The sequence below is a fragment of the Frateuria soli genome, assembly GCF_021117385.1.
GTDB lineage: Bacteria > Pseudomonadota > Gammaproteobacteria > Xanthomonadales > Rhodanobacteraceae > Frateuria_A > Frateuria_A soli.
In genome coordinates, this window is sequence record NZ_CP088252.1 from 1,312,390 (window position 1) to 1,325,580 (window position 13,191).

The 13,191-nt window shown below is 69.0% G+C and carries 15 protein-coding genes; 10 read left to right on the top strand and 5 right to left on the bottom strand.

Annotated features, from left to right (window positions below):
* Positions 1–32 precede the first annotated feature (32 nt).
* The 9 genes from LQ771_RS06035 (at position 33) to hisIE (ending at position 7,632) form a co-directional block, all read left to right on the top strand.
* Positions 33–365 carry a YerC/YecD family TrpR-related protein gene (locus LQ771_RS06035; RefSeq protein WP_231351458.1) on the top strand — a complete coding sequence of 111 codons (333 nt, stop codon included), beginning with the start codon at positions 33–35 and terminating at the stop codon, positions 363–365.
* The gene (hisG, locus tag LQ771_RS06040; RefSeq protein ID WP_231351459.1) at positions 362–1,258 is read left to right on the top strand and encodes an ATP phosphoribosyltransferase; all 897 of its coding nucleotides are present in this window, start codon (positions 362–364) and stop codon (positions 1,256–1,258) included. The genes LQ771_RS06035 and hisG overlap by 4 nt, the downstream gene beginning before the upstream one ends.
* Positions 1,255–2,571, top strand: coding sequence for a histidinol dehydrogenase (hisD, locus tag LQ771_RS06045; RefSeq protein WP_231351460.1), 1,317 nt, complete (start codon positions 1,255–1,257; stop codon positions 2,569–2,571). Before hisG ends, hisD begins: the two co-directional genes overlap by 4 nt.
* Positions 2,568–3,626, top strand: a complete 1,059-nt coding sequence (gene hisC, locus LQ771_RS06050; protein ID WP_231351461.1) for a histidinol-phosphate transaminase — start codon at positions 2,568–2,570, stop codon at positions 3,624–3,626. The genes hisD and hisC overlap by 4 nt, the downstream gene beginning before the upstream one ends.
* Before the next feature lie 91 nt (positions 3,627–3,717).
* Positions 3,718–4,782 carry a bifunctional histidinol-phosphatase/imidazoleglycerol-phosphate dehydratase HisB gene (hisB, locus tag LQ771_RS06055; protein WP_231351462.1) on the top strand — a complete coding sequence of 355 codons (1,065 nt, stop codon included), beginning with the start codon at positions 3,718–3,720 and terminating at the stop codon, positions 4,780–4,782.
* A gap of 29 nt (positions 4,783–4,811) precedes the next feature.
* Positions 4,812–5,432, top strand: coding sequence for an imidazole glycerol phosphate synthase subunit HisH (hisH, locus tag LQ771_RS06060; RefSeq protein WP_231351860.1), 621 nt, complete (start codon positions 4,812–4,814; stop codon positions 5,430–5,432).
* The gene (hisA, locus tag LQ771_RS06065; protein WP_231351463.1) at positions 5,429–6,157 is read left to right on the top strand and encodes a 1-(5-phosphoribosyl)-5-[(5-phosphoribosylamino)methylideneamino]imidazole-4-carboxamide isomerase; all 729 of its coding nucleotides are present in this window, start codon (positions 5,429–5,431) and stop codon (positions 6,155–6,157) included. Before hisH ends, hisA begins: the two co-directional genes overlap by 4 nt.
* Positions 6,158–6,230: 73 nt before the next feature.
* A complete protein-coding gene (gene hisF, locus LQ771_RS06070; protein WP_231351464.1) occupies positions 6,231–7,028 on the top strand; it encodes an imidazole glycerol phosphate synthase subunit HisF in 798 nt (265 codons plus the stop codon).
* Positions 7,021–7,632, top strand: coding sequence for a bifunctional phosphoribosyl-AMP cyclohydrolase/phosphoribosyl-ATP diphosphatase HisIE (gene hisIE / locus LQ771_RS06075; RefSeq protein WP_231351465.1), 612 nt, complete (start codon positions 7,021–7,023; stop codon positions 7,630–7,632). The genes hisF and hisIE overlap by 8 nt, the downstream gene beginning before the upstream one ends.
* Positions 7,633–7,740: 108 nt before the next feature.
* On the opposite strand, the gene LQ771_RS06080 is transcribed toward hisIE, so the two are convergent.
* The 4 genes from LQ771_RS06080 to LQ771_RS06095 all read right to left on the bottom strand — a co-directional run bounded on the left by LQ771_RS06080 (position 7,741) and on the right by LQ771_RS06095 (position 10,755).
* Positions 7,741–8,778 (bottom strand): C13 family peptidase, encoded by a 1,038-nt coding sequence (locus tag LQ771_RS06080; RefSeq protein ID WP_425491324.1) that lies wholly within the window; start codon positions 8,776–8,778, stop codon positions 7,741–7,743.
* Positions 8,762–9,448, bottom strand: a complete 687-nt coding sequence (gene mtnC / locus LQ771_RS06085; protein WP_231351466.1) for an acireductone synthase — start codon at positions 9,446–9,448, stop codon at positions 8,762–8,764. Before mtnC ends, LQ771_RS06080 begins: the two co-directional genes overlap by 17 nt.
* A gap of 111 nt (positions 9,449–9,559) precedes the next feature.
* Positions 9,560–10,114, bottom strand: coding sequence for a 1,2-dihydroxy-3-keto-5-methylthiopentene dioxygenase (locus tag LQ771_RS06090; RefSeq protein WP_231351467.1), 555 nt, complete (start codon positions 10,112–10,114; stop codon positions 9,560–9,562).
* Entirely contained in the window at positions 10,111–10,755 is a 645-nt protein-coding gene (locus LQ771_RS06095) for a methylthioribulose 1-phosphate dehydratase (protein WP_231351468.1), read from the bottom strand. The genes LQ771_RS06090 and LQ771_RS06095 overlap by 4 nt, the downstream gene beginning before the upstream one ends.
* Positions 10,756–10,917: 162 nt before the next feature.
* Here LQ771_RS06095 and LQ771_RS06100 point away from each other — a divergent pair, with 162 nt between their 5' ends.
* Positions 10,918–11,253 carry a high-potential iron-sulfur protein gene (locus LQ771_RS06100; RefSeq protein WP_231351469.1) on the top strand — a complete coding sequence of 112 codons (336 nt, stop codon included), beginning with the start codon at positions 10,918–10,920 and terminating at the stop codon, positions 11,251–11,253.
* A gap of 440 nt (positions 11,254–11,693) precedes the next feature.
* Here LQ771_RS06100 and LQ771_RS06105 read toward each other — a convergent pair whose 3' ends face one another.
* Complete coding sequence (locus LQ771_RS06105; protein WP_231351470.1) at positions 11,694–13,145, bottom strand: amino acid permease; 1,452 nt, start codon at positions 13,143–13,145, stop codon at positions 11,694–11,696.
* Between the last annotated feature and the right edge of the window lie 46 nt (positions 13,146–13,191).

Consider the following 13,191-nt stretch of genomic DNA (forward strand, 5'->3'; position numbering starts at 1 on the left):
GCCCGCCTCGTGTACTAGCGCGTTAGCACATTATGAAGAAGCGAGCGATCGACCCCGAGACCCCGAACGAGTCGGTGGAGCGCAGCCTGTGCGAGGCGCTGCTGGCGCTGCGCGACGTGGACGAGATGCAGGCGTTCCTGCATGACCTGTGCACGCCGGCGGAGCTGGAGGCGATGGTGGATCGCTGGCGGGTGGTGCCGTACCTGCAGGAGGGGCTGCCTTACCGGGAGATCCACGAGCGCACGGGGGTGAGCATCACCACCATCGGGCGGGTGGCGCGCTACCTCAACCAGGGTAATGGCGGCTATCTGGCCGCGGCGGCGCGCGCGGCACGCAAGCGCAGGACCGCCAGGGTGCCGGCATGAGGCCGCGCGACCGACTGCGCATCGCGATGCAGAAGTCCGGGCGGCTCACCGAGCCGGCGCAGGATCTGCTCACGCGCTGCGGGTTCACCTTCCGGCAGAGCCGCGACAAGCTGTTCTGCTTCGGCGAGGGCGAGCCGGTGGACCTGTTGCTGGTGCGCGACGACGACATTCCCGGGCTGATCGCGCAGGGCGTGTGCGACCTGGGGATCGTCGGGCGCAACGTGCTCAACGAGTACGAGCTCACCGCCGGACGCGAGGACGAGGTAGCGCTGGCGGAGTGGCGCGGGCTCGGCTTCGGGCGCTGCCGGCTGTCGCTGGCGGTACCGCAGGAGATGGACTATTCCGGAGCAGCCGATCTTGCCGGGCGCCGCATCGCCACGTCCTACCCGGGGCTGCTCGGTCGCTGGCTGCGCGCGCAGGGGATCGAGGCCGGCGTGGTGACGCTGGCCGGTTCGGTGGAGATCGCGCCGCGGCTGGGCACGGCCGAGGCGATCTGCGACCTGGTGCAGAGCGGCGGCACGCTGGTGGCGAACCAGTTGCGCGAGGTCGAGGTGGTGCTGGACAGCGAAGCACTGCTGGTCGGCCCGAAGGTGCTGCCGGCGGACGAGCGTGGCGACCTGGTCGAACTGCTGCTCAAGCGGATCGATGGCGTGATCCAGGTGCGCGAGTCGCGGCTGTTGCTGTTGCAGGCCGCGCGCGGTTCGCTGGAAGCGATCACCCGCCTGTTGCCGGGCGGCCCGCAGCCGACCCTGCTGGCGCTGGCGGGACAGCCGGACCAGGTGATGTTGCAGGCACTGTGCGCCGGCGAGGTGAGCTGGCGCCAGCTCGAAGAGATCAAGAAGGCCGGGGCGCGCGAGATGTTCGTGCTGCCGGTGGAGAGGATGCTGGCATGAGGCGGCTGGTCTGGAACGTGCTGGATGAATCCGACCGCGAGGCGGCGCTGGCGCGGCCGGTGCAGGCGCATGCGGCCGGCTTGCCCGATGCGGTCCGCCGGATCGTCGCCGAGGTGCGCCGTCATGGCGACGAGGCGCTGCTGCGCTTCACTGCGTCTTACGACCGGTGCGCGCTGGAGCGGCTCGACGTCGCGCCGGCCGAGTTCGACGAGGCCGAGGCGGCGCTCGATCCCGCGCTGAAGGAGGCCATCCGCGAAGCGGCAGGACGCATCGAGGCGTTCCATCGCGCCGCCGCGCCGCAGGCGGTCTCCGTGGAGACCGCGCCCGGCGTGCGCGTCGAGGGGGTGCTGCGCCCGATCGGGCGGGCCGGCTTGTACGTGCCCGCGGGCAGCGCGCCGTTGCCGTCCACGGCGCTGATGCTGGGGGTGCCGGCGCGTATCGCCGGTTGCCGCGAGGTGGTGTTGTGCTCCCCCGCACGGCCGGATGGTCGTTGCGATCCGGCCGTGCTGTACGCGGCGCGCGTGGTCGGCGTGCATCGGGTGTTCAAGCTCGGTGGCGCACAGGCGATTGCCGCGATGGCGTACGGCACGGCGAGCTTGCCCCGTTGCGACAAGCTGTTCGGTCCAGGCAATGCCTGGGTCACCGAAGCGAAGGTGCAGGTGTCGATCGATCCGCAAGGCGCGGCGATCGACATGCCGGCCGGCCCCTCCGAGGTGCTGGTCGTGGCCGATGCGCAGGCGGATCCCACATTCGTGGCGGCGGACCTGCTGTCGCAGGCCGAGCATGGCCCCGATTCGCAGGTGCTGCTGGTGAGCCCGTCGGGCGCGTTGCTGGATGCCGTGGCGGCGGAGGTCGAACGCCAGTGTGCCGCGCTGCCACGCTCGGGCATCGCGCGCGAGGCGCTGGCGCACAGCCGGCTGATCGAGGTCGACTCGCTGGAGCAGGCACTGGAGGTCAGCAACCGCTACGCGCCGGAGCACCTGATTCTGCAGGTGGTCGAGCCGCGCCACTGGCTCGCGCGGGTGGAGAGTGCCGGCTCGGTTTTCCTCGGCGCGTGGACCCCCGAATCGGTGGGTGACTACGCCAGCGGCAGCAACCACGTGCTGCCGACCTACGGTTACGCGCGCAGCCACAGCGGCGTGTCGGTGGCCAGTTTCCAGAAGCGGATCAGCGTGCAGGAGCTGAGCCCCGAAGGGCTTCGTGCGATCGGGCCGTGCACGGCTACCCTGGCCGCCGCCGAGCAACTGGAGGCGCACCGCCGCGCGGTGACGCTGCGGCTGGCGGCGCTCGACGCGGAGGCCTCGGTCGCATGAGCGTGCTCGATCTTGCGCGCGCGGAGATCCGCGCGCTGGTGCCGTATTCCTCCGCACGCATGGAGGCGACCGGCGGCGCGTTGCTTCTCAATGCCAATGAGTCGGCCTGGGCGCCATTCGGCGACGCCGGGATGGAATGCCACCGCTACCCGGACCCGCAGCCGGCGGGGCTGGTGGACCAGCTGGCGACGCTGTATGGCGTGCGTACCGGCCAGGTGCTGGTCGGGCGGGGCAGCGACGAGGCGATCGACCTGCTGGTGCGCGCGTTCTGCCGCGCCGGCGAGGACGCGATCCTGGTGCAGCCGCCAACCTTCGGCATGTATGCGGTGTGCGCGCGGGTGCAGAACGCCGCGGTGGTCGAGGTGCCGCTGTCGGCGGGCTTTGCCCTGGACGTCGAGGCATTGCTCGCGGCGGTGACGCCGGCGGTCAAGCTGGTGTTCGTCTGTGCGCCGAACAATCCGACCGGGGCAGCGGTGTCGCTGGAAGCGATCGACAACCTGGCGGGACGACTGACCGGGCGCGCGCTGCTGGTGGTGGACGAGGCTTACGTGGAATTCGCCGACGGCGCCAGTGCAGCTACGTTGCTTGACCGCTACGAGCACCTGGCCGTGTTGCGCACGTTGTCCAAGGCGTGGGCGCTGGCCGGGGCACGCATCGGTTGCCTGCTGGCGCACTCGGAAGTGGTGGCCCTGCTGCGGCGCATCCTGCCGCCCTATCCGCTGCCGCGTCCCTGCGTGGCGGCGGCCCTCGACGCCCTGTCGCCGGCAGGGCAGGCGTCGGCGCGCGAACGCATCGGCGTGGTACGCGCCGAACGTGTGCGGATGACAGCGGCCCTCGGGGCGATGCCGGGCGTGCGTGCGGTGCTTCCCTCGCAGGCGAATTTCGTTGCCGTGCGTTTCGAGGATGCGGTGGCGGCGTATCGCCGGCTGTTCGAGGCGGGCATCGTGGTGCGTGACGTGCGGCGTTACCCGGGGTTGGGAGATGCCTTGCGCATCACGGTCGGAACGCCGGAAGAAAACAGCCGCGTGCTGGCCGTGCTCGGGGGTGAGGCGTGAGTGTCGCTCGTTGCAAGGAACCCTCGGCGCAGCGTCCCGTCGGGTGCGGCATGGTGGTCGCGCACAGGGTGCGCTCCTACAGGGACGACGCATGAGCCGGAAACTGCTTTTTGTCGATCGCGACGGCTGCCTGATCGTCGAGCCGCCGGATGAGCAGATCGACAGCTATGCCAAGCTCGACCTGGTGCCGGGAGTGATCGGCGCGCTGCAGCGCTGCGTCGCCGCGGGCTACGAGTTGGTGATGGTGACCAACCAGGACGGGCTGGGTACCGCGAGCTTTCCCGAGGAGGCGTTCCGCGGGCCGCAGGAGCTGTTGCTGCGCATCCTGGGTTCGCAGGGCATCGTGTTCCGCGAGGTGCTGGTGGATCGCAGCTTCCCGCACGAGGGGCTGGCCACGCGCAAGCCGGGGACCGGCCTGCTGCACCATTACCTCGCCGACGACGGCTGGAGCCGCGTCGCCTCCGCGGTGATCGGCGACCGCGAAAGCGACATGCAACTGGCCGCCAACCTGGGCGTGCGTGGCCTGCGGGTGGGGCCGTCCGGTGCCGGCTGGGAGGAGATCGTGCATCGGCTGCTGGACGCCCCGCGCGTCGGGGCGGTGGCCCGACGTACGCGCGAGACGTCCATCGAGGTGGGCGTGGACCTGGATCGCACGGCCGAGCCACAGGTGCGTACCGGGCTTGGCTTCTTCGACCACATGCTCGAACAGATCGGCAAGCACGGCGGCTTCGCGCTCACGCTCGCCTGCGCGGGCGATACGCAGGTGGACGAGCACCACACGGTGGAGGATTGTGCGTTGGCGCTGGGCCAGGCCTTGCGCCAGGCACTGGGCGACAAACGCGGCATCGGCCGCTACGGTTTCACCCTGCCGATGGACGAGGCGCTCGCCAGTGCGGCGCTCGATCTTTCCGGGCGGCCCTGCTTCGAGTTCGACGGTCGCTTCCCGCGCGAGCGGGTGGGCGACCTGCCCACGGAGCTGGTGCCGCATTTCTTCCGCTCGCTGTGCGAGACGCTGGGTGCCAACCTGCACCTGTCGGTGCGGGGCGACAACGCGCATCACATGGTCGAGGCCTGCTTCAAGGTCGTCGCCCGTGCGCTGCGCCAGGCCGTGCGCCGCGAGGGCAGCGAGCTGCCAAGTACCAAGGGGGCGCTGTGAACACGGCGATCGCCGCATCCACCCGAGCGCTGACGGAGCTACCTGAGGACGCCGCCAAGCCGACCGTCGTTCTGGTTGACGCCGGTGGAACCAACATCGGATCGGTGCGTTACGCCCTGCAGCGATTGGGCCTGGAGGCGCCTTTGACCGCCGATCCGGCGGTCATCCGCGCCGCTGGAAAAGTGATTCTTCCCGGTGTCGGTGCCGCCGGTCCGGCCATGGCGCGCCTGCGTGCGCTGGGGCTGGTCGACGTGCTGCGCGGCCTCACCCAGCCGGTGCTCGGCGTATGCCTGGGAATGCAACTGCTGTGTGCGCGCTCGGAAGAGGGCGAGGTGGATTGCCTCGGGCTCATCCCCGCGGTGGTGCGACGGCTGCAGCCCGCACCGGGCATACGCGTTCCGCACATGGGCTGGAACCGGCTGCATGCGTGCGGCGCTCATCCCCTGCTCGAGGGCCTGGCGAGTGATGCGCAGGCGTATTTCGTGCACAGCTATGCAGTGCCGCCGGGCGACTACACGCTCGCATCCACCGAACACGGGGCGGCGTTCTCCGCGGTGGTCGCACGCGGCAATTTCTTCGGCATGCAGTTCCACCCGGAACGCTCCTCTGCAGTGGGCGCCCGCCTGCTGCGCAACTTCCTCGCACTATGAAAGCTCAAATCATTCCCGCCATCGATCTTCGCGACGGTCGCGTCGTGCGCCTTGCGCAGGGCGACTATGACCGCCAGACCACCTACCACGACGATCCCGTCGCGCTGGCCGCCAGCTACGTGGCCGCCGGTGCGGATTGGCTGCATGTCGTGGACCTCGACGGGGCGAAGTCGGGCGATTTCGCCAATCTCCCGGTCATCGAAGCGATTGCACGCACCGGCCTGCGGATCCAGGCCGGCGGCGGCGTGCGCGGGGTGGCCGACGTGCATCGCCTGCTCGATGCAGGGGTCGAGCGGGTGGTGGTGGGAAGCGTAGCGATCCGCGACCCGGAGCGGGTGGCCGGCTGGCTGCAGCGGCACGGTGCCGAGCGCTTCACCATCGCCCTGGACACGCGCTGGTCGAACGACCGCTGGACGCTGCCGAGCGCCGGCTGGACCCGGGCCGAAACCCGCACGCTGGACGAACTGGCGCCCTGGTATGCGGCCCACGGCGCGCGGCATCTGCTGTGCACCGACATCGACCGCGACGGCATGCTGGCCGGACTCAACCTGGCGCTCTATCGCCACCTGGCGGCGATCGCACCCGAGCTTGCCGTGCAGGCGTCCGGCGGCGTGCGCTCGGTGGAGGACATCCGTGCCGCGCGGATGGCCGGCGCGCGCGGCGTGATCCTCGGGCGCGGGGTGCTCGAAGGCCGTTTCGGGCTGGGGGAGGCGATGGCGGCATGAACGGGACTCTGTTTGCCGGGTGCCGCGCGGTGCTCGCCCGCGGACATGCCGGTATGGCCGGGGAGCATCGCCCGTGCTGAGCCGTCGCATCATTCCCTGCCTGGACGTGCGCGACGGGCAGGTGGTCAAGGGCGTGCGCTTTCGCGACCACGCGGTGGTCGGCGGCATCGTCGAACTGGCGCTGCGCTATCGCGACGCCGGCGCGGACGAACTGGTCTTCTACGACATCACCGCCAGCCCGGAGGCTCGCTCGGTGGACCGCGCCTGGGTCGAGCGCGTGGCGCGGGAGATCGACATTCCTTTCTGCGTGGCAGGCGGCATCCGCAGCGTCGAGGAGGCGCGCGCGGTGCTGCACGCCGGCGCCGACAAGGTGTCGATCAATTCCCCGGCGCTGGAGCGGCCAGCGCTGATCGCCGAACTGGCCGAGGCGTTCGGCGTGCAGTGCGTGGTGGTGGGCATCGATTCGCTCCGCGATGCCGATGGGCAGTGGCGGGTGCGCCAGTACACCGGCGATCCGTCGCGCACGCAGGTGCTGCCGCGGCGCACGCTGGACTGGATCGTGGAGGCCCAGCGCCTGGGCGCGGGCGAGATCGTGCTCAATTGCATGGGTAGCGACGGCGTGCGCCAGGGTTACGACGTGGCGCAACTCGCCGAGGCGCGTGCGGTGTGCGAGGTGCCACTGATCGCGTCGGGTGGCGCGGGTGCGAAAGAGCATTTCAGCGAGGTGTTCGCCCGCGCCGACGTGGACGGTGCGCTCGCAGCCAGCGTGTTCCATTCCGGCGCGATCGATGTCGGCAGGTTGAAGCGTTGGCTGGCGACGCAGGGTGTGGCGATACGTATCGCCGCCGAACCGGAGACCTGTGATGGTTGAGAAGCTCGACTTCGCCAAGGGCGGTGGCCTGGTACCGGCGATCGTGCAGCACTGGCTTACGGGCGCGGTGCTGATGCTGGGCTATATGGATGCCGAGGCGCTCGCGGCCACGTGCGAAACCGGACTGGTTACGTTCCACAGCCGCAGCAAGGGACGCCTGTGGACCAAGGGCGAAAGCTCGGGAAACGTGCTGCGGCTCAAGAGCCTGCACGTCGACTGCGATGCGGATGCGGTGCTGGTGCTCGCCGCGCCGGCAGGACCGACCTGCCACCGCGGCACGGCCAGCTGCTTCGTCGGGGCGCAGCCGCCACTGGGTTTTCTTGCCGAGCTCGATGCGCTGGTCGCCCGGCGTGCCGCCGAGCGACCGGCCGGCAGTTACACCACGAAGCTGTTCGAGGGCGGCATCCGCCGAATCGCCCAGAAAGTGGGCGAGGAAGGCGTGGAAACGGCGCTTGCCGCCGTGGCCCAGGGCGATGTGGAACTGCTCGGCGAAGCGGCCGACCTGGTGTTCCACCTCACGGTTGCCCTGCGCGCGCGCGGACTGGGGCTTTCGGACGTTGCCGGGGTGCTTGCCGAGCGGCACGCGCAGCGGTCGGGGGACTGATCGGGACGCCTCTGCAGGAGCGCACTCGTGCGCGACCGCCATGGTCCGGGGGTGCCAGGCGGTCCGCCGTCGACGGTTGCGCACACGGTGCGCTTCCCCTGGTGCGGCTCAGGGACGGGCAGCCATCGAGACCTGCGGCTGCGTCGCCGGCTGGAACGGCACGGTCGGCCCTGGCATAAGACCCCGGCGCCACCGCGCCAACTGCGCGGCGATGCCTTTGCCGACCGCCATCTGCGGTTCGGACGGAAGCAGCCGCTCCTGGTGCTCCCACTTCGCGATTTCATCCTTGGCCTGGGCGAACGCGGCAATGAAATCCGGCGTGCGGTTCAGTGCGTCGATCAACCACGCGCGGCCGAAATAGGTCGCCGCCGAGTCGTTGCCGCAGCCGAACGAGCTCCGGTCGCTGCGTGCGGCGGTGAGCACCAAGGTGCCGTCGCCCTGCAGAGGCGGGATGAAGCCCCCGGAGTAGCAGGCGTTGACCACCACGACCTTCCACTTGAACGGGCGCGCCCCCAGGATCGCGCCCAGGTCCTGCGCCCCGATCTGGTCCAGCGGCAGCGGGTCCATGTCCACCAGCAAGGTGTGATCCTCGCTGCCGTGGGAGGTCAGGTAGAGCAACAGGATGTCCTGTTGCGGGTCCATGACGTTGGCCAGGCCGTCGAGCGCGCTTTCAAGGTTGCTCCAGGTGGCCAGGGGTCGGATGGTCAGCGTGTCCGGCGAGTTCTCCAGCACCAGCGCGTGCGCGGTGGGACCGAAGTGCCGGGTGAACAGGCGCGCGGCATATTCCGCTTCGTTGTGGAAGACATCCTCGGTGCCGTCACCGGCGAAGGCGAGCAGGTAAAGGTTCGGTTTGCCGGGGATCCTTGGGCGCAGCCTGGCGAGTGCGGCATCCAGCAAGGGTGGCTGGGTGTAGAGCACCTGCTCGGGCGTGGGAGCCTGCTCCGGCCAGTCGTCCGGCGGCAGCGCGGTCGCTTCGGCATCGTCCAGCAACGCTGGCGCCGGACGAGCGGACGGCTGGGTACGTAACGGCTGCGCGGCCGGGTGGGGCAGCCAGCCTTGCACCAGCAGCATCGCCAGGACGCCGGCGGCAAACGCAAGCAGGGCGATCAGGCTGGCGCGCATCGTGGTGTCAGGGCTCGATGGCATCGAAATCCGCATAGGCGGGATGGCGTGGCCCGGCAGGCGTCACCTGCGGTGCACGCAGCAGCCAGCCGGTCTGCATGCCGGCGGCGCGGGCGGCATCCAGTTCCTCGACGATGTCGGAGAGGAACAGGATGTGCTCGGGCCGCTCCCCGATCGCGTCGGCGATCTTCGCGTACGAGGTCGATTCGCGCTTGGGGCCGGTCGCGGTATCGAAGTAGCCGGCGAACAGTGGCGTCAGGTCGCCGGCATCGCTGTGGCGGAAGAACAGTTTCTGGGCCGGCACCGAACCGGACGAATAGACGTACAGGTGCAGGCCGTCGGCGCGCCAGGCGTGCAGGCGGGCGGATACCTCGGGATAGACGTGCGCCCGGTATTCGCCGGCCTCGTAGCCTTCCTTCCAGATCATGCCCTGCAGTGCCTTGAGCGCGGTGGATTTGCGGTCCTGGTCGATCCAGGCCAGCAGCAGCTCGATGATCTCCTGTCGGCTGGCCTCGATGATCCCCGCTTCCTTCGCCGCCTCGTGCAGCCAGTGTTGCACTTCCGGCTGGTCGGCGTGCGTCTCCACGAAGGCGGGCAGGCGCTTGCGGGCGTAGGGGAACAGCACGTCCCTGACGAAATCGATCGAGCTGGTGGTGCCCTCGATGTCGGTGACGATGGCGCGGATGGTGGTCATGGGCGGCACGTGTTCGGGGAGAAGACAAGGATAGCCCGATACACCGCGAGGCGGGTTCCGGCACACCGTTCCCGCGGGCTGCCGATGGCGCCCCACCATGCTGCGGGGACTTCAGCGCGGGGAGGGGTCCATGCGCGGAAAGCGCTCGGCGATGTCGGTGCCGGTGAAGTTGGCGACCCAGCCTTCCTTGTTGGTGAACAGGCGGATGGCGACGAAGCGGGGCGACTCGCTCATGTCGAACCAGTGCGGCGTGCCGTCGGGCACGCCGATCAGGTCGCCGGCCTCGCACAGCACGTCGTAGACCTTGCCGCCGATGTGCAGGGTGAACTGGCCGCTGCCGGCGACGAAGAAGCGCACCTCGTCCTCGCTGTGCGTGTGCTCGCTGAGAAACTTCTTCCGGAGCGTGGCGCGATCCGGGTGGTCCGGCGCCAGACTGATGACGTCGACCGACCGGTAACCCTCCTCACGCATCAACCGGTCGATGTCCGCGCGGTAGGCGGCGATCACTTCGTCCTCGCTGGCGCCGGGGGCGATCGGAGCATTGGTTTCCCATTGCTCGAAGCGTACGCCGACCTGGCCGAGCTCGCGGGCAATCGCGGCCGGGTCGGTGTGGACGGAAACCGGCGTGGACGGTTGGACATCGTCGTAAATGCGCAGGCGGCTCATGCGGACAACCTCCTCAGGTCGAGTTCGCAGCCGAGCAGGAACTCGAGTGCTTCGAGATGGCGCCGTGCCTCGGCCATGTCGGCGCCCCAGGTGTAGATCCCGTGGCCGTCGATCAGGTAGGCATGCAGCGGTTTGCCGGCATCCAGCCAGGCGTCGATGCGCTCGACCAGCTCGGGCATGTGCTGGGTGTTGGGGAACACCGGGATCTCCAGCACGCTCTCGTGCGTGGTGTAGCCGGTGATCGCCTTCTGCAGCTCCCAGCCTTCCAGTCGTACCGCGCCGTCGCGCGCGAACAGGCGCGAGGCCACGCTCTGTGTGCGCGAGTGGGTGTGCAACACCACTTGTGCGTGCGGCAGGCGGCGATAGACCTGCGTGTGCAGCCCGGTTTCGGCACTGGGGCGGGCGCGGGTACCTACGGCATGGCCGGCCATGTCCACCAGCATGATGTCCTCGCGGCCCAGGCGTCCCTTGTCGCGGCCGGAGATCGTGATGGCCGCGAGCTCGCCGTTCACGCGCATGGAGAAGTTGCTGCTGGTGGCCGGCGTCCAGCCGAGCGAGGCGAGTTCGCGCGCAGCCTCGGCGATGGCGTCGGCGCAGAGCGCGAAGCGGGCGTGGTCGACGGAGGAGGGCAGTTCCTGCATGGTGATTTGGACGTCCAAACGGTGCGCGACTATAACACGCCGGCCCGTACTCCCAACGGCAAATGCGAGTCGTTCTCGCAAGTCAGGTGGAATTGACGTTCGCGGCGTACCATCGCGACAGGCCGCCGCGTCCGCGGTGGCTGAAACAACGGAGGTTCAACCATGTCGCAAGAAAAAGACGTCGAAGCGCGTCGCCGCTTCCTGAAGGTGGCCGCCGGCACCGCCGCGGCCGCCGCGGTGGTCGGTGGGCTGCCGCGCTTCGCTCGCGCAGCGGACCTGCCGCATGTGGCCGAGTCCGATCCGACCGCCAAGGCGCTGGACTACGTCGAGGACGCCACCAAGTCGAAGAACCCGAAGCACAAGGCGGGCGATGTCTGCGCGAACTGCCAGTTCTACACCGACGCCAACGCCAAGCCCTACGGTCCTTGCCAGCTGTTCCCCGGCAAGTCGGTGAACGCCAAGGGCTGGTGCGTTTCCCACACGGCCAGGAAGGCCTGAACTAGCGCACATGCGGTCGGCGCGCAGGGTGCGCGTTGACGAATCTTGCATGCGTGGGAGGGGGCCGGTCGGCCGGTCTGAAAAATGCTGCCCAGACGCGTCAGGCTGAGGAGCTGACCCGCCTGACGCGCCGGGCGGCGATCCGGGGCCCACTGCCAAGTGATCAACCCTCGGAGCACGAATGATACTCCTGGAGGGGGCGGTTCGGGCGGTCGGGGTCGGATTTTTTCTCCGAAAACTTCCGTTAAAACCTTATTTATCAGCTAGTTGCAGCCAAAAATTCCTCATGGGCTGCAGCTGTGCCAACTGTAATATTCTCGTTAAGTGCCGCGTCCGCCTGTAAACGTCGGTCAACGGCCGGGTTCGTGTCGGCAGGATGCTTTCCCCGGACGACCGTGACCGGGTGCCCGGCAGGCCGATTCCAGCGCGCCGGGGGCGGCTCAGGGAGAGGCGGCCGCAGCCTTGCGCAGCTGGCTGTGCCGACGGCCGTAGGCGAAATAGATGACCATGCCGATCAACGTCCAGATACCCAGCATCAGCCACTGATACCAGTTTTCCCAGTACAGCAGGGTCAGGCAGCTCAGCACGCCCAGCGTGCAGGTCACCGGTGCCCACGGCACGCGGAAGGTACGCGGCAGGTCCGGCTGGGTGTGGCGCAGGATCAGCACGCCGGCGCACACGGCGACGAACGCGATCAGCGTGCCCATCGACACCAGGTCGCCGAGGATGTCGAGCGGAAACACCGCCGCCAGGGCGGCAATGCCCAGACCGGTAATGACCGTATTGATGTGCGGGGTGCGATAGCGCGGATGGATCTTCGCGAAGACGGGCGGCAACAGGCCATCGCGACCCATGATCATGAAGATGCGTGGCTGCGCGATGATCATCACCAGCACGACCGAGGACAGGCCGATCAGGGCGCCGACCTCGACCAGCCAGCGCAGCCATTCCAGCTCGGCATGCGCCTTGACTGCAGTGACCACCGGCTCGGCGGTGCCCAGCAGCTTGAACGGAAGCAGGCCGGTGATGACCGCCGCCATGCCGACATAGAGCACGGTGCAGATGGCCAGCGAGGCGATCGTGGCGATGGGCAGGTCGCGCTGCGGGTTCTTCGCTTCCTGCGCCGCGGTCGAGGTCGCCTCGAAACCGATGTAGGCGAAGAACACCAGGGTCGAGGCTCGCATGATGCCTGACCAGCCGTAGGTCTCCGGCCCTTCGTTGGCCGGAATGAACGGATGCCACAGCTCTGGATTCACGTAGCGCCATCCGGCCACGATCACCACCACGATCAGGCCGACCTTGAGCAGCACCATGGCGATGTTTGCGCCGCTGGATTCGCGGATGCCGACGTAGCAGAGCCAGGTCAGCGCCAGCACGATGGCTACCGCGGGCAGGTTGAACAGCGCCCCAGTGGTTACCAGGTGGCCGTTTTCATAGGCCAGCGGGGCGTGGGTGAGTGCCGCCGGCAGGTGGATGCCGACGTGGTCCATCAGGCTGACGAAGTATCCGGTCCAACTGACCGCGACCGCGGAGGCCGACACGCCGTACTCCAGCACCATGTTCCAGCCGATGAACCAGGCGACCAGTTCGCCCAGCGTCGCGTACGCATAGGAATACGAACTGCCCGACATCGGGATCAGCGTGGCGAACTCCGCGTAGCACAGCGCCGTGAAGCTGCAACAGAGCGCGGCGATGACGAAGGCGAGGATCACCGCCGGACCGGCATGCTCGGCGGCCGCCTGGCCGGTGATCACGAAGATGCCGCCGCCGATCACGGCGCCGATGCCCAGCGCAGTCAGTCCCCAGGGGCCCAGCGTGCGGCGCAGGCCCGGACCGTGCGTTTCGTCCACGTCGGCGAAGTTGGTCTTGCGGGCGAGCAGTTGCTTCAGCATGGGCATTCCGGACATGAAACCGGCACGGTTCTCACCGTGCCGGCAG